25 protein-coding genes are annotated in these 22176 nt (G+C 57.2%); 20 read left to right on the top strand and 5 right to left on the bottom strand.

Annotated elements, in window-relative coordinates; genetic code table 11:
- Positions 1 to 100: 100 nt before the first annotated feature.
- The 11 genes from nuoH to ACR0BI_RS06395 are packed head-to-tail and all read left to right on the top strand — an operon-like array spanning position 101 to position 11350.
- Positions 101 to 1138, top strand: a complete 1038-nt coding sequence (nuoH, locus tag ACR0BI_RS06445; RefSeq protein ID WP_039534288.1) for an NADH-quinone oxidoreductase subunit NuoH — start codon at positions 101 to 103, stop codon at positions 1136 to 1138.
- Between the two features lies 1 nt (position 1139).
- Complete coding sequence (gene nuoI, locus ACR0BI_RS06440) at positions 1140 to 1634, top strand: NADH-quinone oxidoreductase subunit NuoI (RefSeq protein WP_170397042.1); 495 nt, start codon at positions 1140 to 1142, stop codon at positions 1632 to 1634.
- Positions 1631 to 2041: a carboxymuconolactone decarboxylase family protein gene (locus tag ACR0BI_RS06435; RefSeq protein ID WP_010442761.1), complete on the top strand. Its 411-nt coding sequence runs from the start codon at positions 1631 to 1633 to the stop codon at positions 2039 to 2041. Before nuoI ends, ACR0BI_RS06435 begins: the two co-directional genes overlap by 4 nt.
- Positions 2038 to 2640: an NADH-quinone oxidoreductase subunit J gene (locus tag ACR0BI_RS06430; RefSeq protein ID WP_170397038.1), complete on the top strand. Its 603-nt coding sequence runs from the start codon at positions 2038 to 2040 to the stop codon at positions 2638 to 2640. The genes ACR0BI_RS06435 and ACR0BI_RS06430 overlap by 4 nt, the downstream gene beginning before the upstream one ends.
- Positions 2641 to 2644: 4 nt before the next feature.
- Complete coding sequence (gene nuoK / locus ACR0BI_RS06425) at positions 2645 to 2950, top strand: NADH-quinone oxidoreductase subunit NuoK (RefSeq protein WP_005984024.1); 306 nt, start codon at positions 2645 to 2647, stop codon at positions 2948 to 2950.
- Between the two features lie 6 nt (positions 2951 to 2956).
- Entirely contained in the window at positions 2957 to 5086 is a 2130-nt protein-coding gene (gene nuoL, locus ACR0BI_RS06420) for an NADH-quinone oxidoreductase subunit L (protein ID WP_170597064.1), read from the top strand.
- Positions 5086 to 6630 carry an NADH-quinone oxidoreductase subunit M gene (locus tag ACR0BI_RS06415; RefSeq protein WP_170424095.1) on the top strand — a complete coding sequence of 515 codons (1545 nt, stop codon included), beginning with the start codon at positions 5086 to 5088 and terminating at the stop codon, positions 6628 to 6630. Before nuoL ends, ACR0BI_RS06415 begins: the two co-directional genes overlap by 1 nt.
- 15 nt (positions 6631 to 6645) lie before the next feature.
- On the top strand, positions 6646 to 8088 hold the full coding sequence (gene nuoN, locus ACR0BI_RS06410) for an NADH-quinone oxidoreductase subunit NuoN (RefSeq protein ID WP_170424093.1): 1443 nt from the start codon (positions 6646 to 6648) through the stop codon (positions 8086 to 8088).
- 56 nt (positions 8089 to 8144) lie between these two features.
- Positions 8145 to 8894 (top strand): biotin--[acetyl-CoA-carboxylase] ligase, encoded by a 750-nt coding sequence (locus ACR0BI_RS06405; protein WP_170403973.1) that lies wholly within the window; start codon positions 8145 to 8147, stop codon positions 8892 to 8894.
- 12 nt (positions 8895 to 8906) lie between these two features.
- On the top strand, positions 8907 to 9686 hold the full coding sequence (locus ACR0BI_RS06400) for a type III pantothenate kinase (protein WP_170397028.1): 780 nt from the start codon (positions 8907 to 8909) through the stop codon (positions 9684 to 9686).
- Entirely contained in the window at positions 9683 to 11350 is a 1668-nt protein-coding gene (locus ACR0BI_RS06395; RefSeq protein WP_480561223.1) for a ribonuclease J, read from the top strand. Before ACR0BI_RS06400 ends, ACR0BI_RS06395 begins: the two co-directional genes overlap by 4 nt.
- Here the strand turns inward: ACR0BI_RS06395 and ACR0BI_RS06390 are convergent.
- Positions 11347 to 12048, bottom strand: a complete 702-nt coding sequence (locus ACR0BI_RS06390) for an NUDIX hydrolase (RefSeq protein ID WP_170663801.1) — start codon at positions 12046 to 12048, stop codon at positions 11347 to 11349. The genes ACR0BI_RS06395 and ACR0BI_RS06390 overlap by 4 nt on opposite strands.
- Positions 12045 to 12443 carry a DUF983 domain-containing protein gene (locus ACR0BI_RS06385; RefSeq protein WP_170397024.1) on the bottom strand — a complete coding sequence of 133 codons (399 nt, stop codon included), beginning with the start codon at positions 12441 to 12443 and terminating at the stop codon, positions 12045 to 12047. Before ACR0BI_RS06385 ends, ACR0BI_RS06390 begins: the two co-directional genes overlap by 4 nt.
- 221 nt (positions 12444 to 12664) lie before the next feature.
- On the opposite strand from ACR0BI_RS06385, the gene ACR0BI_RS06380 reads away from it, so the two are divergent.
- From ACR0BI_RS06380 to ACR0BI_RS06365, 4 genes are read left to right on the top strand one after another with little or no spacing between them, the layout of a single operon-like run.
- Positions 12665 to 13120 (top strand): EF-hand domain-containing protein, encoded by a 456-nt coding sequence (locus ACR0BI_RS06380; protein ID WP_170403961.1) that lies wholly within the window; start codon positions 12665 to 12667, stop codon positions 13118 to 13120.
- A gap of 6 nt (positions 13121 to 13126) precedes the next feature.
- Positions 13127 to 13741, top strand: coding sequence for an RNA polymerase sigma factor (locus tag ACR0BI_RS06375; RefSeq protein WP_170403958.1), 615 nt, complete (start codon positions 13127 to 13129; stop codon positions 13739 to 13741).
- The gene (locus tag ACR0BI_RS06370; RefSeq protein ID WP_170612247.1) at positions 13734 to 14078 is read left to right on the top strand and encodes a hypothetical protein; all 345 of its coding nucleotides are present in this window, start codon (positions 13734 to 13736) and stop codon (positions 14076 to 14078) included. Before ACR0BI_RS06375 ends, ACR0BI_RS06370 begins: the two co-directional genes overlap by 8 nt.
- Positions 14075 to 14548, top strand: coding sequence for a periplasmic heavy metal sensor (locus ACR0BI_RS06365; RefSeq protein WP_170612249.1), 474 nt, complete (start codon positions 14075 to 14077; stop codon positions 14546 to 14548). Before ACR0BI_RS06370 ends, ACR0BI_RS06365 begins: the two co-directional genes overlap by 4 nt.
- A 4-nt stretch (positions 14549 to 14552) precedes the next feature.
- Here ACR0BI_RS06365 and ACR0BI_RS06360 read toward each other — a convergent pair whose 3' ends face one another.
- A complete protein-coding gene (locus tag ACR0BI_RS06360; RefSeq protein WP_480878292.1) occupies positions 14553 to 15959 on the bottom strand; it encodes a diguanylate cyclase in 1407 nt (468 codons plus the stop codon).
- An 83-nt stretch (positions 15960 to 16042) separates the two neighbouring features.
- On the opposite strand from ACR0BI_RS06360, the gene ACR0BI_RS06355 reads away from it, so the two are divergent.
- The 5 genes from ACR0BI_RS06355 to ACR0BI_RS06335 all read left to right on the top strand — a co-directional run bounded on the left by ACR0BI_RS06355 (position 16043) and on the right by ACR0BI_RS06335 (position 20421).
- On the top strand, positions 16043 to 16327 hold the full coding sequence (locus ACR0BI_RS06355; RefSeq protein ID WP_480561225.1) for a DUF3572 domain-containing protein: 285 nt from the start codon (positions 16043 to 16045) through the stop codon (positions 16325 to 16327).
- Between the two features lie 19 nt (positions 16328 to 16346).
- Complete coding sequence (locus ACR0BI_RS06350) at positions 16347 to 17042, top strand: HAD family hydrolase (RefSeq protein ID WP_170424087.1); 696 nt, start codon at positions 16347 to 16349, stop codon at positions 17040 to 17042.
- A gap of 113 nt (positions 17043 to 17155) precedes the next feature.
- The gene (locus tag ACR0BI_RS06345) at positions 17156 to 18715 is read left to right on the top strand and encodes a trimethylamine methyltransferase family protein (RefSeq protein WP_480561226.1); all 1560 of its coding nucleotides are present in this window, start codon (positions 17156 to 17158) and stop codon (positions 18713 to 18715) included.
- A gap of 123 nt (positions 18716 to 18838) precedes the next feature.
- The gene (locus ACR0BI_RS06340) at positions 18839 to 19426 is read left to right on the top strand and encodes a heme NO-binding domain-containing protein (protein WP_170397007.1); all 588 of its coding nucleotides are present in this window, start codon (positions 18839 to 18841) and stop codon (positions 19424 to 19426) included.
- Positions 19423 to 20421 (top strand): diguanylate cyclase domain-containing protein, encoded by a 999-nt coding sequence (locus tag ACR0BI_RS06335; protein ID WP_480561227.1) that lies wholly within the window; start codon positions 19423 to 19425, stop codon positions 20419 to 20421. Before ACR0BI_RS06340 ends, ACR0BI_RS06335 begins: the two co-directional genes overlap by 4 nt.
- A gap of 24 nt (positions 20422 to 20445) precedes the next feature.
- Here the strand turns inward: ACR0BI_RS06335 and ACR0BI_RS06330 are convergent, their stop codons facing one another.
- On the bottom strand, positions 20446 to 21132 hold the full coding sequence (locus ACR0BI_RS06330; protein WP_170397003.1) for a CbiX/SirB N-terminal domain-containing protein: 687 nt from the start codon (positions 21130 to 21132) through the stop codon (positions 20446 to 20448).
- A gap of 72 nt (positions 21133 to 21204) precedes the next feature.
- Entirely contained in the window at positions 21205 to 22137 is a 933-nt protein-coding gene (locus ACR0BI_RS06325) for an AEC family transporter (RefSeq protein ID WP_170424079.1), read from the bottom strand.
- Positions 22138 to 22176: the final 39 nt, after the last annotated feature.

Here is a 22176-nt window from a genome sequence, read left to right as displayed (position 1 = left end):
GATGCTGTTTACACCAACGCGCCGACCCAGCCGCAGATTGCGCAGGCATCTGGCCTTTGCATCGCACGCGGAAACCAAAATACCCACGGTGTGAGGACCAATGGCTGACTTCTTTAACACCCCAGGCGGAATAGCCATCATCATTCTGGCGCAAGTGCTTGCTGTTGTTGCGTTCGTGATGATCTCGCTGTTGTTCCTCGTTTACGGCGACCGCAAGATCTGGGCCGCCGTCCAGATGCGTCGCGGCCCCAACGTTGTCGGCGTATACGGCCTGCTGCAATCGGTGGCGGACGCACTGAAATATGTGGTGAAAGAGGTCGTCATTCCCGCAGGTGCCGACCGTACGGTGTTTATCCTCGCACCATTGACCAGTTTTGTCCTCGCGATGATCGCCTGGGCGGTGATCCCGTTCAACGATGGCTGGGTCCTGTCGGACATCAACGTCGCCATCCTCTATGTCTTCGCAGTCTCATCGCTTGAGGTTTATGGCGTGATTATGGGTGGTTGGGCGTCGAATTCAAAGTATCCATTCCTTGGGTCGCTGCGCTCTGCCGCGCAGATGATATCATACGAGGTATCCATCGGTCTGATCATCATCGGCATCATCATCTCGACCGGTTCGATGAACTTTGGTGATATCGTCCGCGCACAGGATGGCTCGTTCGGGTTCTTCAGCTGGTACTGGCTGCCGCATTTCCCGATGGTGTTCCTGTTTTTCATCTCGGCATTGGCTGAAACCAACCGGCCACCCTTCGATCTGCCCGAGGCGGAATCGGAACTGGTTGCAGGCTATCAGGTCGAATACTCGGCCACGCCTTTCCTGCTTTTCATGGCCGGTGAATACATCGCCATCTTCCTGATGTGTGCTCTGACCACACTGCTGTTCTTTGGCGGTTGGCTGTCCCCGATCCCAGGCCTGCCTGACGGCGTATTGTGGATGGTTGCCAAGATGGCGTTCTTCTTCTTCATCTTCGCGATGGTCAAGGCGATCACACCCCGCTACCGCTATGATCAGTTGATGCGCCTGGGTTGGAAAGTGTTCTTGCCGTTCAGCCTCGTCTGGGTCGTCTTCGTGGCCTTCGCGGCGAAATTCGACTGGTTCTGGGGCGCGTTTGCCCGTTGGAGCGTAGGAGGCTGATATGACTCAAATCGACTACACCCGCGCCGCCAAGTATTTCCTGCTGCAGGACTTCTGGGTCGGAATGAAATTGGGCTTGAAATACTTCTTCGCCCCAAAAGCGACCGTGAACTACCCGCATGAAAAGGGGCCCTTGTCCCCGCGGTTCCGGGGTGAACATGCCCTGCGCCGTTATCCGAACGGTGAGGAACGCTGCATCGCCTGCAAACTGTGCGAAGCGATCTGTCCTGCACAAGCCATCACCATCGATGCCGAGCCGCGCGAAGACGGAAGCCGCCGCACCACGCGCTATGACATCGACATGACCAAATGCATCTATTGCGGTTTCTGCCAGGAGGCATGTCCGGTTGATGCCATCGTCGAGGGCCCGAATTTCGAATTCGCCACCGAAACCCGGGAAGAGTTGTTCTACGACAAGCAGAAACTGCTGGATAATGGCGAACGCTGGGAAGCCGAAATCGCTCGCAATCTGGAAATGGACGCGCCGTACAGATGAGTGACAGTCCGACAAATCCGTTCGAGCTGATGATGAAGCAAGCTCAGGACATGGCCAAGGCGATGAACCCGGCGATGGAAAATTTCTCGCCCAAAGGGTTCGAGGCGCTGTGGCCGACCATGCCGAAAGAGGTCATGGAGATGATGTTCGGCAATACCGTCAACAAGGACGGGCTGGACGCCAAAACGCGCCTTCTGCTGACGCTGGCCGGGCTGACCTGTCAGGGCGCTCAGGCGGACTCGGCGGTGCGTCAGACCGTGCGCCACGCGCTTGAGGCTGGCGCCAAAAAACAAGAGATCGTGGAAACGATCGGTCAGATGTCGGTCTTTGCCGGCATCCCGGCCATGACCCGTGCGCTCGATCTGGCGCAAGAGGTCATGGGTGATAACGAGGATGAGGATCAATGACCGTCTTTGCCTTCTATCTGTTTGCCATCAGCGCCATCACCGGCGGGCTGTTCACGGTGATCAGCCGCCAGCCGGTGCATTCGGTGCTGTGGCTGATCCTGTCCTTTCTGTCCTCGGCGGGCCTGTTCGTGCTGCTGGGGGCCGAGTTCGTGGCGATGCTGCTGATTATCGTTTACGTCGGCGCGGTCGCGGTTCTGTTCCTCTTCGTGGTGATGATGCTGGATGTGGACTTTGCCGAGCTGAAGGCCGAGATGGCGCGCTACATGCCGCTGGCGCTGTTGATCGGATTGGTGATCCTGATGCAGTTCGTCATGGCCATCGGAGCATGGGACAGCGCGCAGGGTGCCGCCGCCAATCTGGCGCAGCCGGTACCGAGCGACCGCCACAACACTGAGGCGCTCGGCGTCATTCTATACGATCAATACTTCCTTCTGTTCCAACTGGCGGGCCTGATCCTGCTGGTGGCCATGATCGGTGCCATTGTGCTGACACTGCGCCACCGTCAGGACATCAAGCGTCAGGACATCATCGGCCAGATGATGCGCGACCCGGCCAAAGCGATGGAGTTGAAGGACGTGAAACCGGGGCAGGGACTTTGAGACGATGATCGGACTTGAACACTATCTTACGGTCGCGGCGACGCTGTTCGTCATCGGCATTTTCGGTCTCTTCCTGAACCGCAAGAACGTCATCATCCTGCTGATGAGCATCGAGTTGATGCTGCTGGCGGTGAATATCAACCTCGTGGCGTTCTCTAGTTTCCTCGGCGATCTGGTCGGGCAGGTCTTTACGCTGTTCGTGTTGACAGTTGCGGCGGCTGAGGCGGCGATTGGTCTTGCCATTCTGGTCTGCTTCTTCCGCAACCGTGGCACCATCGCGGTTGAAGACGTCAATATGATGAAGGGGTAAGAGAATATGGAAACCACCATCCTCTTTGCCCCGCTCGTGGGTGCGTTGATCTGCGGTTTTGGCTGGCGCTTCATTGGTGAGAAAGCCGCCATGTGGACCGCAACGGGCCTGCTGTTTCTGGCCTGCCTGCTCAGCTGGATCGTCTTCCTCTCATTTGACGGCCACACCCAGCAGATCGAGATCATGCGCTGGATCGAAAGTGGTTCGCTGTCGACAAGCTGGGCCATTCGTCTGGACCGTCTGACGGCGATCATGCTGATCGTGGTGACGACCGTTTCGGCGCTGGTTCACTTGTATTCGTTCGGCTACATGGATCACGACCCGCAATGGCGTGAAGGCGAAAGCTATAAGCCGCGTTTCTTTGCCTATCTGTCGTTCTTCACCTTCGCGATGCTGATGCTGGTGACGGCGGACAATCTGGTTCAGATGTTCTTTGGCTGGGAAGGCGTGGGTGTTGCCTCGTATCTGCTGATCGGGTTCTATTATCGCAAGCCCAGCGCCAATGCAGCGGCGATGAAAGCGTTCATCGTGAACCGAGTGGGCGATTTCGGCTTTGCGCTGGGGATCTTCGCGCTGTTCTTCCTGACCGACAGCATCAATTTCTCAGACATATTCGCGTCGGCCCCGGCATTGGCGGAGGAAAAACTGAGCTTCCTCTGGGGTGAGTGGACTGCGATCGAGGTGATCTGTGTTCTGCTGTTCATCGGCGCGATGGGTAAATCGGCGCAGTTGATACTACACACCTGGCTGCCGGATGCGATGGAAGGTCCGACCCCTGTGTCCGCGCTGATCCACGCTGCGACCATGGTTACCGCAGGTGTGTTCCTGGTCTGCCGTATGTCGCCGCTGATGGAGTTCGCACCGGGGGCCACCGGGTTCATAGCCTTCCTTGGCGCTTCGACTGCGTTTTTCGCAGCAACCGTGGGCTTGGTGCAGACCGATATCAAGCGGGTCATTGCGTATTCGACCTGTTCGCAATTGGGTTACATGTTTGTCGCCGCCGGCGTTGGCATGTACTCAGCCGCGATGTTCCATCTGCTGACGCACGCGTTCTTCAAGGCGCTGCTGTTCCTTGGTGCTGGTTCAGTGATCCATGCGATGCATCATGAGCAAGAGATGACCGAGTACGGCGGTCTGCGGAAGAAAATCCCCTATACGTTCTGGGCGATGATGATCGGCACGCTGGCCATTACCGGTGTGGGCATCCCGCTGACCACGTTTGGCTTTGCCGGGTTCCTGTCGAAGGATGCCATCATCGAAAGCGCCTTTGTAGGTGGCACAGGTTATGCCTTCTGGATGTTGGTAATCGCAGCGGTGTTCACCTCATTCTACAGCTGGCGTTTGATATTCCTAACCTTCTATGGCGAGCCGCGTGGCGACAAGCATACGCATGAGCACGCGCATGAAAGTCCGATGGTCATGCTGGTCCCGCTGGGGGTACTGTCTCTGGGCGCGGTGTTCTCGGGGATGCTGTGGTACAACCAGTTCTTCGGCTACACCGATAAAGTGGCCAAGTTCTACGGTATTCCGCTGGCGGAAGAGACTGGCGGTCATGGCGAAGTTGCCGCAGACGCATCTCATGGTGAGGCCAAGGCAGATGACGACCAAGGCGACGCGAAGGCTGATAAAGGCGAGGGTGGCTACAAGGCGGACAAAAAGCATGCCAGCTTTGGCGGTGAGCCAGGCGAAGGCGCGCTGTATATGGCACCTGACAACAATGTCCTGAACGATGCGCATGAGGCTCCGAAATGGGTCAAAGTATCGCCTTTTGTTGCTATGCTGCTGGGTTTTGTCGTCGCCTATTGGTTCTACATCGTGAACACGTCGCTGCCCGCTCGTCTGGCGGCGAACCAGCGGCCGCTGTACCTGTTTCTCAAGAATAAGTGGTACTTTGACGAGATCTACGACGCGATCTTTGTCAAACCTACCATTGCGCTGGGTCGGTTCCTGTGGAAACGCGGTGACGGCAACACGATTGATGGCTTCCTGAACGGGGTTTCGATGGGCGTCGTGCCCTTCTTTACCCGCCTCGCAGGCAAAGCTCAGACGGGTTACATCTTTACTTACGCCTTCTGGATGGTTTTGGGCATCGCCGCTCTTGTCACCTGGATGTCGATCGGCGGAGGCGCAAACTAATGGACAATATCCTATCTATTGTCACCTTCATCCCCGCCATCGCAGCAGGCATTCTGGCCCTGTTTCTGCATGGCGAGGACGTAGCCGCGCAGCGCAACGCCAAATGGGTTGCGCTGGTTGCCACAACCGTGACCTTTCTGGTCTCAATCGGCATCTATACCGGCTTTGATCCGTCCAACACCGGCTTCCAGATGGTGGAAGAGGGCGAGTGGCTGCTGGGCCTGAAGTACAAGATGGGTGTCGATGGGATCAGCGTTCTTTTCGTGCTGCTGACCACCTTCATCATGCCGCTGACCATTCTGGCCAGCTGGCAGGTCACGGACCGGGTCAAGGAATACATGATCGCATTCCTGCTGCTGGAAACGCTGATGCTGGGCGTGTTCATGGCGCTGGATCTGGTGCTGTTCTACCTGTTCTTCGAGGCGGGCCTGATCCCGATGTTCCTGATCATCGGTATCTGGGGCGGCAAAGACCGCATTTATGCCAGCTTCAAGTTCTTCCTATACACCTTCCTCGGCTCGGTGCTGATGCTGGTGGCGATGGTTGCGATGTATGCGGATGCGGGCACCACGGATATCGAGGCGCTGATGAGCCATCAGTTCTCGTCCGAAGGGTTCAGCGTACTGGGCATCTATATCGTCGGCGGCATGCAGACGCTGATGTTCCTGGCCTTCTTCGCGTCGTTCGCGGTGAAGATGCCGATGTGGCCGGTGCATACCTGGCTGCCGGATGCGCACGTTCAGGCGCCGACGGCAGGGTCGGTCGTGCTGGCGGCGATCCTGTTGAAGATGGGCGGCTATGGCTTCCTGCGCTTCAGCCTGCCGATGTTCCCGGTGGGGTCTGCGGTGATGACCGATGTGGTGCTGTGGATGTCGGCGATTGCTGTTGTCTACACCTCTCTGGTCGCGCTGGTGCAGGAGGATATGAAGAAGCTGATCGCCTATTCCTCGGTCGCGCATATGGGCTTTGTGACCATGGGTATCTTTGCAGCGAACCAGCAGGGCATTGATGGCGCGATCTTCCAGATGCTCAGTCATGGGTTCATTTCCGCAGCGCTCTTCCTGTGTGTTGGCGTGATCTATGACCGGATGCACACCCGCGATATCGAGGCGTATGGCGGTTTGGTCATCCGGATGCCGGCTTACGCTCTGGTCTTCATGCTGTTCACCATGGCCAATGTCGGCTTGCCTGGTACATCGGGCTTCATCGGGGAATTCCTGACCCTGATGGGCGCATTCCAGGTCAACACCTGGGTGACGGCTGTGGCTGCAACCGGTGTGATCTTCTCGGCGGGCTATGCGCTATGGCTCTATCGCCGGGTAGTCTTTGGAGATCTGATCAAGGAAAGCCTCAAGGCCATCACAGACATGAGCTCGCGCGAGCGGCTGATCTTCGCGCCGCTGATCGTGATGACCATTCTGCTTGGGATTTATCCCTCGCTGGTGACCGATGTGATCGGGCAATCCACCGCAGCGCTAATCTCGAACTATGACACGGCTCTGGCCGCGGCTGAAGCCGCAACCCAGACAGCCGCTTCGCATTAAGGGGGCTTTGGAGACATGATCCAGGCTGATCTGACAATCATCCTGCCGGAAATTGTTCTGGCAATTTATGCGATGGCGGCGCTGATCGGGGCTGTCTACACCACCAAGGATGCTCTGGCTCCCATGCTGGTCTGGGCCACTTCAGGTCTGATGGCGGTGTTGGCAATCTGGATTGCGATGAATGGCGAAGGTACCAACGTGGCCTTCAACGGCATGTTTGTGGATGACGGCTTTGCTCGATTTGCAAAGGTTGCGATTCTGCTGTCCGCCGCTGCGGTATTGCTGATGAGCCAGGAATATATGGCGCGCCGCGATCTGCTGCGCTTTGAATATCCTCTGCTGGTCGCACTTGCGGCTGTAGGCATGATGATGATGGTTAGCGCAGGCGATCTGATGTCGCTTTATATGGGGCTTGAGCTGCAGTCGCTGTCGCTTTACGTCGTGGCCGCCTTGCGGCGCGACAGTGCCAAATCCACCGAAGCCGGTCTGAAATACTTCGTGCTGGGCGCGTTAAGTTCTGGTTTGCTGCTCTATGGTGCGTCGCTGGTTTACGGCTTCACCGGCACCACGCTGTTCTCGGGCATCATCCAAACGGTGCATCATGGAGATGTCTCGATTGGCCTCCTGTTTGGCCTGGTGTTCATGATCTCGGGTCTGGCCTTCAAGGTCTCGGCCGTGCCGTTCCACATGTGGACGCCGGATGTGTATGAAGGGTCTCCGACCCCGATTACCGCGTTCTTCGCCACCGCTCCGAAAGTGGCTGCGATGGCCTTGTTCGCGCGCCTGATGCATGACGCATTCGGAGGCGTGATCAAGGATTGGCAGCAAGTGGTCGTGCTGCTTTCGGTCCTGTCGATGCTGCTGGGCGCGGTTGCGGCTATCGGGCAGCGGGACATCAAGCGGCTGATGGCGTTTTCGTCGATTGCCCATATGGGATATGCTCTGATCGGACTGGCCGCTGGGACCGAGATGGGCATCAAGGCAATGCTGATGTATCTGGCCATCTATGTGACGATGAATATCGGAACCTTCGCATTCATCCTGATGATGGAGCGTGATGGCAAACCTGTCACCGATATCGATGCGTTGCGTCAGTTCTCGAAGCGCGATCCGGGCAAAGCTCTGGCAGTCCTGATCCTGATGTTCAGTCTGGCGGGCGTGCCACCGATGCTGGGCTTCTTCGCCAAGTTCGGCGTCTGGCAAGCGGGTATCGATGCCGACCTGTTCGGGCTGGTGATCGTCTCGGCCATCGCCTCGGTCATCGGTGCGTTCTACTATCTGCGGATCGTGTTCTACATGTATTTCGGGGCGGAGAATGAAGACCCGATCGAGATCCGCTCGACCCCGGTTTTGTGGGCAGCGCTGATGGGCTCTGCGGCTCTGATGTTGATTGGCGTATTTTATCAGTTCGGTGTGGAAGGGGCAGCTGCAGCTGCTGCGGCGACGCTTGTCAACTGATACTGCCGCGTTTCGAACAACCGAGGCTCGGTCTCGCGCGACCGGGCCTTTTTGACATGAGCGAATGGCCGCAGGGATATGGCCTGCATATACTGAAAGAAGTCGACAGTACTCTGAATGAGGCGGTGCGGCTTGCGCCAACAGCGACCGGTCCGGTCTGGATCATGGCACATCATCAGACCGCCGCGCGTGGTCGGCGCGGGCGAGCCTGGGCCAACCCCAAAGGTAATCTGGCAGCGACTTTGCTGATGCGCCCGCCGGGTGATCCGGAACAGGCGGCCCTTCGAAGTTTTGTCGCAGCGCTCGCCCTGTATGATGCCTGTGTGGCGGTAACAGGGCGCGCAGTAGGTTTGGCACTGAAATGGCCCAATGACGTGCTGCTCAACGGCGGAAAACTAGCGGGTATCCTGCTAGAAAGCACGGGGCAGGGCCGGGGGGTGTCACATCTGGCGATAGGGGTTGGGGTGAACCTGTCCGAGGCACCGGGCACTGATCGCGTCGAAGCCGGAGCGGTGCGACCTGTTTCTCTGCTCTCGGAAACCGGCGCGCTCACCACCCCCGAGGATTTTCTGACCGAACTGGCGGTAGCTTATGCGCATTATGAGACCCAGTTCATGACCTACGGGTTCGAACCGATCCGCACCGCCTGGCTATCCCGAGCAGCGCGGTTGGGCGAAGTCATAACCGCTCGTACAGCCACGTCCGAAACGGTTGGAACCTTCGAAACGGTAGACGTGGGTGGCAGCCTTGTCCTAAACACCGCCAAGGGCCGGGTCAGCATTCCGGCTGCGGATGTGTACTTCTGAAAGGGGCGCGGGATGCTTCTGGCGATTGATTGCGGCAATACCAACACCGTTTTCTCGATCTGGGATGGCGAAAAGTTTCTGTGCACCCTGCGCACCTCAACTCATCATGCCCGCACAGCGGATGCCTATTTCACCTGGTATTCAACCTTGGTGAAACACTACGGTATCGAAGCTGATATCTCGGATGTGATCATCGCCTCAACCGTGCCACGCGTGGTGTTCAACCTGCGGGTCTTTGCTGATCGCTTTTTTGGATGCCGGCCGATTGTTGTTGGCAAGCCAGATTGCCTGCTGCCGGTCAATCCGCGCGTGGACGAAGGCACCGTGCCCGGTCCGGACCGGTTGGCCAACGCGGCGGCGGCGTTCGACCGCCATGGCGGCAATGTGGTTGTGGTTGACTTTGGGACGGCCACGAATTTCGACGTGGTCGCAGCCGACGGCGCCTACGTCGGTGGTATCATCGCCCCTGGCGTGAACCTGAGCCTTGAGGCACTGCATCAGGGTGCCGCGGCGTTGCCGCATATCGACATCACGAGGCCCGAAAAAGTGATTGGAACAAACACGGTTGGCTGTATCCAGTCCGGCGTGTATTGGGGATATTCCGGCCTGATCGAAGGGCTGATCTCGCGCGTGAAAGCTGAATACGGAATGGCGATGAAAGTCGTCGGTACCGGGGGCCTGGCGCCTCTTTTTGATCAGGCCGACGTGGGTTTCGACGCTATCGAGGATGATCTGACGATGCACGGGTTGACCGTGATTCATCGCTATAACAAGGAAAATGGCTCAACATGAGCAGTGAACGACTGATCTATCTGCCGCTGGGCGGTGCAGGCGAAATCGGCATGAATGCCTATGTCTATGGTTACGGTAAGCCGGGGCAAGAGCGGTTGATCCTTGTGGATCTTGGCGTTGCCTTCCCGGACATGGACACCTCGCCCGGCGTGGATCTGATCTTTGCAGACATCACCTGGCTGAAAGAGCGTGCCGACCAGCTGGAAGCAGTTTTTGTCACCCACGCGCACGAAGATCATGTCGGGGCGGTGGCCCACTGTTATGAGGCTTTGGGCGCGCCGGTCTACGCGCGCGCTTTTACCGCCAATATCGCGCGTCGCAAGATGGAAGAACGCGGCCACCCGACCGAGGCGGTGCAAACTGCGTCTCCATGGCCCGAACAGATCAAGGCTGGCCCGTTTACCGTTGGTTTCCTGCCGGTTTCGCATTCCATCCCTGAAAGTGCAGGGCTCGTTATCGACTCGCCTGCCGGACGCGTGGTGCATACGGGGGATTTCAAGCTCGATTCCAACCCGGTCGTGGGCGAACCATTCGATCCCGATCTGTGGGCCGAGGCGGCAAAGCCCGGCGTCAAAGCGTTGGTCTGTGACAGTACCAATGTGTTCTCAAGCCATCCCGGGCGCTCGGAATCCGAAGTCGGCCCCGAGATCACCCGTCTGGTTCAAGAGGCCAGCGGCATGGTCATCGCAACCACGTTTGCCTCGAACGTGGCACGCGTGAAAACGCTGGCAGAGGCGGGACAGAAAGCCGGCCGTTCGGTCGTTCTGCTGGGTCGTGCGATGCGACGTATGATCGAGGCGGCGACCGAGACCGGCATCCTGACCGATTTTCCAAAAGTTATCAGCGCCGAAGAGGCCGTCGACGTGCCGCGCGCGAACCTGATGTTGATTGTGACTGGCAGCCAAGGCGAACGCCGCGCGGCCAGCGCTCAACTGGCGCGTGGTAAATATCGCGGGCTAGAAGCGAAAGAGGGCGATCTGTTTCTGTTCTCGTCCAAGACAATTCCCGGCAATGAGCGTGGCGTAATCCGCATCATGAACCAGCTCAGTGAGAAGGGCGTGGATGTGGTCGATGACAGCTCTGGTCTGTATCACGTCTCGGGTCACGCCAACCGGCCTGATCTTGAGAAGGTTCACGCTCTGATCGATCCGCAGATGGTCATCCCGATGCATGGCGAACACCGCCACTTGCGTGAGCATGCCAAACTGGCCGAAACGGGTGGTCGCACTGGGATTCTCGCTGTTAACGGCACTATGCTGGATCTGACTGGGAATGCGCCCAAAGTGGCGGATTATATCGAGACTGGCCGGACCTATCTGGATGGTACAGTCAAAATCGGCGCCTTGGACGGCGTGGTGCGCGACCGGATTCGGATGGCGCTGAACGGCCATATCATCATCACCGTGATATTGGACGAAGAAGACGAACCGCTGGGTGAGCCGTGGTGCGATACGATGGGCCTGCCCGAAACGGGATCATCCCGCGCGGGGCTGATTGAGGTGCTGGAAGAGGACCTGAACCAGTTCCTGATGCGTGCGGGCGCAAAGACGCTGCGTGATGACGACAAACTGGAAGAAGGGTTGCGCCGGATCGCACGTCAGACCGCGCAGGCCGAGATCGGCAAGAAACCCGAGGTAACAGTGGTTGTTAGCCGAATGCGTTAATCTGCATAGGGCATCGGATAGCCCCGAAGCTGCAGGAAAAGGCTGGCCTCTTCGTTGTTGAGAAAGAAGGGAACGGTTTCAGGCGGGTTCGGGTCCTCTGCACGGGCAGCGACTTCGGCCAGAACAACTTCGGTGATGAAGGGCAGGTCGAACTCTCGCGCTTGGCTGATCTTGACCCATTGCAAATGCGATAGCTCGTCCGAGGCATGGGTGAAGTCGTCAAGATCCCCCTGAATCGCGTTCGCATCGACCAGAAAGAACCTGGCGTCGAACCGGCGGGGTCGCCCCGGTGGTGTGACTGCGCGAAAGACAAATTGCAGTGCTTCTGCAGACGGCAGGTAGCCCATCGCCGCAAAGCTTTGCCAATCGGCTGGGATCGCGCCTTGCCAATCCCCTTGTTGCCCCAGAACAAGTCCGGTTTCTTCCCACAACTCTCGGATCGCCGCGACAGCTAGAGAGGTCTGCAAGTTTGGCGCTGATTGTTGTGACAGGCGATCGGTGCATAGATCGGGCAATGGCGCGCTAAGTGGGATGCCCGCATCGGAAGCATCAACCGCGCCGCCCGGGAACACGAATTTGTTCGGCATGAACGCAGCCTTGGCACCGCGTTGGCCCATCAGGATCGACGGGTCTGTGAACCGATCACGCAATACGATTACGGTAGCAGCATCCCGGATTGCGGTTTTATCCGCCGTCATCCGGCCTTGCCAAACCCGTGCATCCGCCGCGCCCATTGATAGGCGACCACGGCCCCTTTGAGACGGGGCAGAAGGAACAAGGACAGCGCGACGCAGCCGATCGAGAATGCAATCGCCATGGTCCATGGATCGGGACGCCACTGCACGTAAGAGACATGAAGGGCGGGTGCCAGAAGGTGCCCCACCAGCAGGATCGTCAGGTAGGCCGGGCCGTCATCAGCGCGATGATGGAACAATTCCTGCCCGCATTCCGAACAGGTGTCATTCACCTTGAGATAGCTGTGCAACAGCGCACCCTCACCGCAATTCGGGCATTTGCAACGGAACCCTCGGATCAATGCGGGTTTTGTTGGGCGGTCTTCTTCGAGCGAACTGTCAATAGTTTGGTCAATCATATGTATCTCGCGCATCTTTCCTGAAGGCATATAGGCAGGATCAGACCCAACGGAAAAGGGGGGTGCGTCGCTTTGTGGCGCTGCTGCTTAGCGTATCATTTTCTATTGGCGTTTCAAATAAAGCAAAAAAAGTTGTGCCGGAAGCGACGGAAACCCGCCCAAGCCGCGTTTGAATAGGTATCAACAGCGGCAAATGGCCGCCAAATTCAGGGAACTATGTAATGAAAACCAAAAGCTTCATTTCGGCAATCGTCGTAGCTGCAGTTACTGTGACCGGCACTTCCGCTTTGGCCAAGGGCCCGCGTGCGACATTTCAGGAACTGGATGCCGACGGGGACGGGCAGGTGACACAGGCCGAGATTGAGACACATCGCAACCAGAAATTCACCGCTGCCGATACGGATGGCGACGGCCAACTGAGCGTCGAAGAAATGCAGGCTGCGGCGCAGACCAAGGCCAACGAGCGTGTCACCAAGATGTTCGAAAAGCACGACGCAAATGCGGATGGTTTCCTTAGCGAAGATGAATTGCCGAAACCGCGCCGCGCCTCCAAGATGTTCGAGCGCATCGATGCCGACGGCAACGGTTCGATCTCAGAACAGGAATACGCGGATGCAAAAGACAAAATGGGCCGGAAACACAAGCGGCATCAGAAGTCGGACACCGACAACAACTGATGCGGGATGGAGGATCTGACCTCTTATCCCGACATCGAGCATGGCGGAACACCTGCCATGCCCGAGCCCAGCGACGAAGAGTTGCTGGGCCGGTTTTCTGATGGCGATGCTACGGCGGCCCGCCTGCTGACCGGGCGGTTGGGGCCGCGAAGTTATTCCGTGGCTTTGCGAATGCTGGGAAACCCAGCAGAAGCAGAGGACGTGACGCAAGAAGCGATGATGCGCCTTTGGAAGATGGCACCTGACTGGGTGCCGGGGCAGGCGCAGTTATCGACCTGGCTCTATCGCGTAACACTGAATCTATGTGTGGACTTGCGCCGGAAAAAGCGGCCTCAAGCGTTGGACAATGTGGCCGAACCCGAAGATGAGACTGCCAGTGTGGTCGACCAGATGCAGGAGAGTGCCCGCAAGGACGCGTTGCAGGCTGCATTGGAGCATTTGCCGGACCGGCAGCGGCAGGCTGTGGTTCTGCGGCACATCGAAGAATTGTCCAATCCCGAAATCGCGGGGATCATGGATATTTCGGTCGAGGCGGTTGAAAGCCTGACCGCGCGTGGCAAACGATCTCTTACCGCGATACTGGCGGGGCGTCGGGATGAACTGGGGTACGAACATGGCTGATCAAGATAACGAACTCGACCATCTGTTTGCACAGGCGCGTGCGGCGCGGGATGTGCTTCCCGACGATCTGGCTGTTCGCATCGAAACGGATGCCGAAGCCATACGTCTGGCCCGAACCGCACGACCGCAGCGGCGGACATGGCGGCAAAAGATAGGCGTTATCGGGGGGTGGCAAGGGTTGAGCGGTCTTGTGGCCGCAAGCGCAGCTGGCGTCTGGATCGGGTTCTCCGCTCCGGCCTTCTTGCCGGACCCTGTTGATTATTTCATCTCACAAGAGACGACCTATCTGATGGCCGATCTGAATTTAGACGAAAACTATCTGGAGGACACAGAATGAGCGATCATCCCGCACCCAAACGCAAATGGATGCCGATATTGCTGGTTGTCTCTCTTGCTTTGAATCTGCTGATTGTCGGAGTCATTTTGGGTGCGGCATTGCGCTTTAAAGGAAGCGCTCATGTCGATGCGCCTCCGGGATTTGGCCCGGCGCTGTATTATGCGCTGCCAAAGTCGGATCGAAAGGCTCTGAGGGGTGAGTTGTCGGACCTGCGCGGAAAAGGATCACATCGGCGCAAGCAGGATTTTACTGCTCTCAGTCAAGTGCTTAGGGCCGTGCCTTTCGATCCCGCAGCGGTTGCGAGTCTTTTGGCACAGCAGTCGAAGGCAACTGCTGATCTGCAGACTGCGCTTCATCAGCAATGGCTGGCCCAGATCTCGGCCATGAATGATGACCAACGTGCCGCTTACGCGGACCGGCTGGAGGACGTGGTTAAACGCGGCCCGCGCAAACACAAAAAACGGGACTGACTAGTCACGCTGCGCTTTGCCGAATCTGTACCTGGTTGCGGCCCGCTTTTTTGGCGGCATAAAGTGCTTTGTCCGCCGAGCTGATCAATCGACCAACCGGGTCTGTTTCGCCTGGATGAGAGAGTTCGGGCGAGGTACATAATTTCACCCCCACGCTGATCGTTACGGGTACTGGGGCCGGACGATCCGGCAGCTGAAAGGGTCTTTCGCAAATTGTTTCACAAATCTGTTTCGCTTGCTTCAGCGCTTGGTCGGTTGAGGTATTCGGTAGCCCGATCATGAACTCTTCGCCGCCGATACGCGCGACAAAACCGGTTTTTCCTATCACGACTCGCAGCCTTTTCGCGGTTTCGGTCAGAACCAAATCCCCCGCGGCGTGACCGTAACGGTCATTGATTGCCTTGAAGTGGTCCAGATCGGCCAGCATCACAGCGAATCCGTGTTCCGTTTCTGGGGCCTGAAGCGCGATCTGGTCCAGCGCGCGCATCGCATAGCGGCGATTGAACAGTCCGGTCAGCGGATCGATCAGGGATTCGGCCAAATCCCTGCGCAATGTCGCTCGCAATCTGTCGTCTCGGGTCTTGCGGGCGATCAGAGTTTCAAGCCGCAAGCATATCTCATCTGTCTGAAACCCGCCCATGCAGACCGCATCAGCGCCTCGGTCCAGCGCCTCGGCCGCAAGTGCGGGATTATCATCCGGCAACACACCGATCAGTACCGTATTTCGTGTCGCACCGCGCGACCGAAGATCTGCCAGAAGGTTCCGCCCCGAGCTATTCGGTGCAAGCTCAACAACAATTGCGTCCGGGATCGTTCCGGACAGGATGCCTTTGAGATCAGGCAGAGTATAGCCGGTCACACGATGCCGGGTTTGATGGGTCAGAGCATTACTCCACAACGCGCTGGTTCGAACTGTTTGCGTCAGGATCGCGATCTCTGACGTCGATGGCGGGGCGATCAACACCTGTGGCGCCTCGCCAAAGCCAATGGTTTGGGCCGAACCTTCAATGTTTAATTCCTGCCGTTCGGCGCGCGTACGTAACAAGCTGCGTACGCGGGCCAATAGAAGTGTATCCTTGAACGGATAGCCAAGCACATCATCCAGCCCGTCCGACAGTGCCTTCAAACGCGCTGATTTGTCGTTTTGCGGTGCAATCGCAACAATCGGCACATCGATCAGAGCAGGATCTGCCGCCATCACTTTCTTAACATCCGCAGCGCTTCCGTCGGGCAGAGTTTGCGCTGTAAGAACCAGATCAGGCCGTGTCCGCCGCAGCAATGCACCAAGCCCGGCCAGTTTCTCACCCTGCACGACATGGTACCAGGCGGCCGTCAACTGAACCTTGAGCATTATACGATTGGTCGAAACACCGTCGAGGACGAGTATGGTGCCTTGTACAGACATAGCCATTCACCGTTTGATTGCATGCGTTGCTAAAGTGTTTATGAGTCTGGTTAACAAACCCTTTCCAACACAGTGTCCGAGGCCAGTTTATGCCGATCTCCGCCAATTCCGCTGAAACTCTGGCCCTGAATGTGCTGGGCTGGCTGGTGGGAAATGATGAGTTGCTGCCCGTTTTCCTGGGGGCGACAGGTGCCTTGGAACAAGATTTGCGCGACCGTGCGGGTGAGGCTGAATTTCTTGGGTCTGTGTTGGACTTTCTGCTGCTTGACGATTCATGGGTGATCGCTTTTTGTGACGCCAATTCCGTGCCCTACGAAGAGCCGGGTCAAGCCCGTGCCGCGTTGTCCGGAATTTCGGATATGCACTGGACCTAACCCAAAGGAAATTTGTTTCATGGCAATCGACGCCCTCGTGTTCGACAAGGACGGTACTCTTTTTGATTTTGCAGCCACTTGGGGTGCGTTCGGGCGTATCGCGATGCTGCAGCTCTCTGATGGAGATGTGCAGCGCGCGACCGAGTTGGGGAAGGCCATCGGATTTGATTTTGAACAAGAGAGCTACGACCCGAATAGCGTAGTCATCGCCGGAACGGTCGATGAAGTTGCTGCAGCCCTTACACCGCATTTGCCTGAGGTATCTCTGGGGCACCTGATCGAAACACTCAACCGGGCGTCAGCGAACGCAGAGCAGATCCAAGCCGTTCCCTTGGCACCATTCCTTGCCGAGCTGCGTCGCGCCGGGCTGAAACTGGGCGTTGCGACGAACGATGCTGAAATGCCGGCCCTGCAGCACCTGCAGTCCGTTGGTGTGCGAGACCATTTTGATTTTGTAGCCGGATATGACAGCGGACATGGTTACAAGCCAGGTCCGGGGCAGCTATTGGCCTTTGCTCAGCATGTCGAGGTCGCGCCATCTCGTGTTGCGATGGTTGGTGACAGTCTTCACGATCTAGAGGCGGGACGCGCCGCAGGGATGGTCACCATCGGGGTTCTGACCGGCATGGCGACGGCCAAAACACTCGAACCGCTGGCGGATGTCGTCTTGCCCAACATCGGGCACATTCCCGGCTGGTTGTCGAAAACCGAATAACCTCGGTTCCAAATCGCCGGGTTGGATAATAAAACCGACAACTCTTGTCGCAGACAGAACGGCGATGCTGAGTCTTCGGGGCTTTCATGGGAGTGAAAGCGCGGAGGATGGTGATGGCTGAGAGCAAGACACGCAAACGTCGCGGTGGTGGACGCGCGGGCGCAGCCGCGAGGCGCGGCGCGGCGGTGATCGAGCAGATGCCCTGGAACCCGCCCACAAACATCGACAAGCCAATCGAGCCGTTGGGACCCGAGGGAATCGAAGCGGTTCACGAAGGTGCCATGCGGATTCTCGAAGAGATCGGCATCGAGTTCTACAATCAAGAAGCCATCGGGATCCTGCGCAAGGCGGGCTGTACAATTTCCGGCGACAACGTCCGTATGGACCGGGATTTCGTGATGGAAATGGTGAGCAAGGCGCCCAACAAATTTACCATCACGCCGCGCAACCCGGAGCATCAGATCGAGATTGGTGGCAAGACCATTCTGTTCGGCAATGTTTCATCCCCACCAAATTATTGGGACATGGAAATCGGAAAAAAAGTGCCCGGCACCCGGCGGATGTGTCAGGACCTGCTGAAGCTGACGCAATACTTCAACTGTATCCACTTTGCAGGTGGATATCCGGTTGAGCCGGTCGATATCCACGCCAGCATACGGCACCTTGATGTGCTTTATGACAAGCTGACCCTGACTGATAAGGCAATGCATGCCTATTCGCTGGGGAAAGAGCGCGTCGAAGACGTGATGGAGATGGTGCGTATCGCGGGTGGCCTGAGCCACGAGGAATTCGAGGCCATGCCCCGGATGTACACTAACATCAACTCGACCTCACCGTTGAAACACGACCATCCAATGATCGATGGCTGCCTGCGGCTTGCGCGGCGTGGGCAGGCAATTGTCGTGACGCCTTTCACTCTGGCCGGGGCGATGGCCCCCGTGACGATGGCTGGCGCAGTGGCACAATCGCTTGCCGAAGCGCTGTGCGCGATTGCGTTGTTTCAGTACGTTCGCCCGGGTATTCCATGCGTGATCGGGACCTTTACTTCGAATGTCGATATGAAATCCGGTGCGCCTGCATTCGGGACACCGGAATACATGCGCTCGACCCAGATGACTGGGCAGATGGCACGGTATTATGGCTTGCCTATGCGGTCCTCGGGCGTTTGCGCGGCAAATGTGCCTGATGGGCAGTCGGTTTGGGAAACCTCGAATTCCCTTTGGGCGGCGGTACAGTCAGGCACCAACATGGTATATCATGCGGCAGGCTGGCTGGAAGGAGGCCTTATCGCAAGCCCCGAGAAATTTATCATGGATTGCGAAATCCTTCAGCAGATTCAGAGGTATATGCAACCGGAACTGACAGCGACGGGCCCGGATGACATCGCCCTTGAAGCGATCCGGTCTGTTGGAAACGACGGGCATTTCTTTGGCATCCAACATACGCAAGATCGCTATACCACCGCATTTTATCAGCCGTTCCTGAGTGACTGGAAAAACTTCGAAGCCTGGGAAGCAGCTGGTGGTATCTGGACTGCGGAACGTGCCCATCGGATGTTCAAGGAGATCGTGAACAATTTCGAAGCCCCGAAGATGGATGAGGCGATCCGCGAGGAGCTGGCCGAGTTTGTTGAGCGCCGCAAGGCCGAAGGCGGTGCGCCGACCGATTTCTGATCGCTGCCCAATCCGCCCTTCAGTTTGGGATTAGATCGGATTCTCATAATCCCGTATCGGATTTTGGGTGTTTGTTAAGCTTTCTGCGATCACTTGAGAGTGTCTTTCAATCTGAGGCGACACATGCACGGGCTGATCAACAGGGCGATCCAATCCTTTGTCTGCGCCACCTACGGGCGTCAATGCTGGTTGCGCGCGACTCATACGGCCGGGCTGGGATTTGACGAGTTCGAGGCGATGTTGATCTATGACACGGAGATATCGACCCGAGTGCTCGACGCTTTGTGCGCTGACTTGAACCGCCCAAAATCCGAATTTCTTGAGGATTTGGGCACTTATCTGGTCTCACACTCGAACATGGAAGATCTACGCAGGTTATTGCGTTTTGGCGGGGTAACCTATTTGGAATTTTTGCATTCGCTTGATGACCTGTCGGATCGTGTCCGCCTTGCCGTGTCGGATCTGAGGTTGCCTGATTTGGAATTGCAGGAACATTCACCCGGAGAATATCACTTGCACTGCTCTGCTGATTTGCCGGGATATTCCAGCGTCATGACCGGTGTGCTGCGCGCCATGGCGGATGACTACGGCGCGCTGGTGATCCTATCCAATGAAGGTCACCAAAGCGGGGCCGAGGTGATTTCGATCACATTGATCGAAAGCGCGTTTGCCGAAGGGCGTCACTTTGATCTCGGGGCACGTAAATCATGATCAAGACCGCGGAGCTTGGACAGTTGCTGGACACCTTGTGCCCGATGTTCGTTCTTGTTGATGGCAAGGGTCGGGTCGAGCAGGTTGGACCAACCCTGCAGAAACTGCGCCCGGATCAACCGATGGCGGGCCAAAATTTTCTGGATATCTTTGAACTGGTGCGCCCCCGATCCATCAAGACAATTGCTGCGCTAATGACGGTGTCGGACCGAAAATTGCATCTCAGGTTTCAAGACCAGCCGCAGACGGCGTTCAAAGGTCTGATCGCGCCGTTTCCTGGCGGAAGCGGGGCGGTCATCAACCTGTCGTTTGGAATTTCGATACTGGATGCGGTACGCGACTATTCTCTGACCAGCACCGATTTCCCGGGCACTGATCTGGCCATAGAATTGTTGTATCTGGTCGAGGCAAATTCTGCCGCGATGGAAGCGTCACGCTCGCTGAACTTGCGTCTGCAAGGTGCGATGCTGGCGGCAGAAGAACAAGCCTACACGGATACGTTGACCGGGCTGAAAAATCGACGTGCGATGGATCATATTCTAGGGCATTTGATTTCGGCGAAATCGAGTTTTGCAATGATGCATCTGGATCTGGATTTCTTCAAATCAGTCAATGATCGATTGGGGCATGCTGCAGGGGACTATGTTCTGCAGCAAGCTGCAAAGATCATGCTGGACGTCACACGCAGCGACGACACAGTTGCCCGAGTCGGGGGTGATGAGTTTGTCTTGATTTTTAAGGGCATGAACGATCGTACAAAGCTTGATGGTATTGCAGGGCGCCTGATTTCACGCCTGTGCAAGCCGATGCAGTTCGATGGGGCAACCTGCCGAATATCGGCAAGTATTGGTACAGCACTCTCGACACAATTCGAAGTGCCCAAGGCCGAAGATATTCTTCATGCCGCCGATCTGGCTTTATACGCAGCGAAACGAAGCGGGCGATCCTGCCACCGTTTCTATTGCGAGCTATCGGATGCGCAGCATTCCGGTTGACGCAGGTGGCCCCCCTTTGCTTCGCTACAGTGTATCCAACATCGCCGCGATGTGTCGCTTGACCTGAGGAAGCTCTGAAATCACGGGCATTACGTGTCCGTGAAAGCTGGCGCGGGCAAGTTCCTCGGGTACATCTTCCAAAACATGGCCTCCGGTGCAGGCAAAAAACGGCAGGCACAGCGCCTTGCCACCGCACCCGGTGGCGGCGTCCGCAATTGATGGGGTTTGCTCAACGAACCCGGTGCGAATGCTATTGAACGCGGTAAGCCGACCCAGATTCTCGGCGAAACCCTTTGCGACAATGGCCGGATTGGCGCTGCGGCCCGAGCCATGTGCAGCGATCACAAGATCTGTGTCCGCCGCGCTCCAAACCCTGTTCGTCAGTTCCTGATGTATGGCCGCTGTAATCAGGGCAGGCAGTTCGGGATCGATACCCATGGGGTCCAGAATCGTGACAGAACGCTGGCCAATCCGCTTTGGCAGAGCGCTGGTGACAAACCAGCCGCGCGCCATGAATAAGGGGTAGATAACCGTGTCGCTGGTCAATCCATCAAGGCAATTTTCCAACGCCTGCGGGGCTGCCAATGTGGCCGACGATACCGAAACCCGTTGACATAACTCATCTACCTCTCGCGCAAAGGCTGCTAGCGCAGCTTCTGCAGGTGCAGGGTCCGAGGGTTGGCCATGGGCGACGATAACGGCGTGTGTCATGCAGGACTCCGGATAGGTTCTGCGATAGATGTATTGCTGGTGGGCAGAGTCAATGCGGTGTTGGCAATTTCGTCATCCCAGTAGAGTCAGCCACAACCAGACCGTCAATATTGACGCGGTCGTTCCGATCAGAACCGACGACGCGGCCACACGTTTGGCATGTCCGTACATGTTTGCGAAGATGTAGCTATTGATCCCCGGCGCCATCGCTGCGGTAAGAACGCCCGAGCGGAACAGGTCTTGCGGCAACGCCAGAGATGACCCGAAGAACCAAACCAGGCTCGGGTGCAGCATCAATGAGATACAGCAGACGAAAATAATGGTACGCAGATCGCCCTCGGGTCGGTACTTAACCAGCACACCCCCCAGCGCGAACAGGGCACCGGGCAAGGCCGCGCGGGTGATCAGGTTCAAGGCTTCGTCCACAACTCCGGGTATGGCCAGTCCAGTGAGGTTTACGACAAACCCCAACGAGATCCCAAGAATGAGTGCATTCTTGAACATGGCCGACAGCACGGATTTCAACATCAGCACTCCGCCGTTGCCGCGGTTTCGAAGCACCTCCATCACCGTGATGCCGAGGCAATAGCAAAAGGGTGAGTGGAACGCGATGATTGTGAAGTTGCCTACTAAATTTTCGACCCCATAGGCGCGCTCGGTAATAGGCAACCCCAAGAGGACCGAGTTTGAAAACAGACAGCAAAATCCAATAGCAACCGAATCCTCCCACGCTCGTCCGAAGATCAGGCGCGCACCGATCATACCAGCGACAAAACACAGACCAGCTGCTGAATAGAAACTGACCAAAAGCCGAGGATCGAAGCTGGTGCCGAGATCGAGATTGGCAATGGCGAGAAACAGTAGGCAGGGAATGGCAAAGTTCTGCGTGAAACTCATTAACCCATCGATATGGGTTTCGCGAAAATAGCCGAACCTCGTCGCCGTGTATCCGGCACCGATGACCAGAAACACCGGCAGGATGACATCAATCAGGCTTTGTAACATGGCGGCGCCATACGGGGTATCGTAAGCGCGTGCAGCAGC

It is taken from the genome of Ruegeria sp. E5 (genome assembly GCF_056534105.1).
The sequence above is the reverse complement of the archived record's forward strand: the minus strand, read 5'-3'. Positions and strand labels throughout refer to the sequence as shown.

Excerpts from the sequence above, each read along its gene's own strand:
- nuoH (WP_039534288.1), top strand. The coding sequence starts at position 101 with ATGGCTGACTTCTTTAACACCCCAGGCGGAATAGCCATCATCATTCTG.
- nuoI (WP_170397042.1), top strand. The coding sequence starts at position 1,140 with ATGACTCAAATCGACTACACCCGCGCCGCCAAGTATTTCCTGCTGCAG.
- ACR0BI_RS06435 (WP_010442761.1), top strand. The coding sequence starts at position 1,631 with ATGAGTGACAGTCCGACAAATCCGTTCGAGCTGATGATGAAGCAAGCT.
- ACR0BI_RS06430 (WP_170397038.1), top strand. The coding sequence starts at position 2,038 with ATGACCGTCTTTGCCTTCTATCTGTTTGCCATCAGCGCCATCACCGGC.
- nuoK (WP_005984024.1), top strand. The coding sequence starts at position 2,645 with ATGATCGGACTTGAACACTATCTTACGGTCGCGGCGACGCTGTTCGTC.
- nuoL (WP_170597064.1), top strand. The coding sequence starts at position 2,957 with ATGGAAACCACCATCCTCTTTGCCCCGCTCGTGGGTGCGTTGATCTGC.
- ACR0BI_RS06415 (WP_170424095.1), top strand. The coding sequence starts at position 5,086 with ATGGACAATATCCTATCTATTGTCACCTTCATCCCCGCCATCGCAGCA.
- nuoN (WP_170424093.1), top strand. The coding sequence starts at position 6,646 with ATGATCCAGGCTGATCTGACAATCATCCTGCCGGAAATTGTTCTGGCA.
- ACR0BI_RS06405 (WP_170403973.1), top strand. The coding sequence starts at position 8,145 with ATGAGCGAATGGCCGCAGGGATATGGCCTGCATATACTGAAAGAAGTC.
- ACR0BI_RS06400 (WP_170397028.1), top strand. The coding sequence starts at position 8,907 with ATGCTTCTGGCGATTGATTGCGGCAATACCAACACCGTTTTCTCGATC.
- ACR0BI_RS06395 (WP_480561223.1), top strand. The coding sequence starts at position 9,683 with ATGAGCAGTGAACGACTGATCTATCTGCCGCTGGGCGGTGCAGGCGAA.
- ACR0BI_RS06390 (WP_170663801.1), bottom strand. The coding sequence starts at position 12,048 with ATGACGGCGGATAAAACCGCAATCCGGGATGCTGCTACCGTAATCGTA.
- ACR0BI_RS06385 (WP_170397024.1), bottom strand. The coding sequence starts at position 12,443 with ATGATTGACCAAACTATTGACAGTTCGCTCGAAGAAGACCGCCCAACA.
- ACR0BI_RS06380 (WP_170403961.1), top strand. The coding sequence starts at position 12,665 with ATGAAAACCAAAAGCTTCATTTCGGCAATCGTCGTAGCTGCAGTTACT.
- ACR0BI_RS06375 (WP_170403958.1), top strand. The coding sequence starts at position 13,127 with ATGGAGGATCTGACCTCTTATCCCGACATCGAGCATGGCGGAACACCT.
- ACR0BI_RS06370 (WP_170612247.1), top strand. The coding sequence starts at position 13,734 with ATGGCTGATCAAGATAACGAACTCGACCATCTGTTTGCACAGGCGCGT.
- ACR0BI_RS06365 (WP_170612249.1), top strand. The coding sequence starts at position 14,075 with ATGAGCGATCATCCCGCACCCAAACGCAAATGGATGCCGATATTGCTG.
- ACR0BI_RS06360 (WP_480878292.1), bottom strand. The coding sequence starts at position 15,959 with ATGGCTATGTCTGTACAAGGCACCATACTCGTCCTCGACGGTGTTTCG.
- ACR0BI_RS06355 (WP_480561225.1), top strand. The coding sequence starts at position 16,043 with ATGCCGATCTCCGCCAATTCCGCTGAAACTCTGGCCCTGAATGTGCTG.
- ACR0BI_RS06350 (WP_170424087.1), top strand. The coding sequence starts at position 16,347 with ATGGCAATCGACGCCCTCGTGTTCGACAAGGACGGTACTCTTTTTGAT.
- ACR0BI_RS06345 (WP_480561226.1), top strand. The coding sequence starts at position 17,156 with ATGGCTGAGAGCAAGACACGCAAACGTCGCGGTGGTGGACGCGCGGGC.
- ACR0BI_RS06340 (WP_170397007.1), top strand. The coding sequence starts at position 18,839 with ATGCACGGGCTGATCAACAGGGCGATCCAATCCTTTGTCTGCGCCACC.
- ACR0BI_RS06335 (WP_480561227.1), top strand. The coding sequence starts at position 19,423 with ATGATCAAGACCGCGGAGCTTGGACAGTTGCTGGACACCTTGTGCCCG.
- ACR0BI_RS06330 (WP_170397003.1), bottom strand. The coding sequence starts at position 21,132 with ATGACACACGCCGTTATCGTCGCCCATGGCCAACCCTCGGACCCTGCA.
- ACR0BI_RS06325 (WP_170424079.1), bottom strand. The coding sequence starts at position 22,137 with ATGTTACAAAGCCTGATTGATGTCATCCTGCCGGTGTTTCTGGTCATC.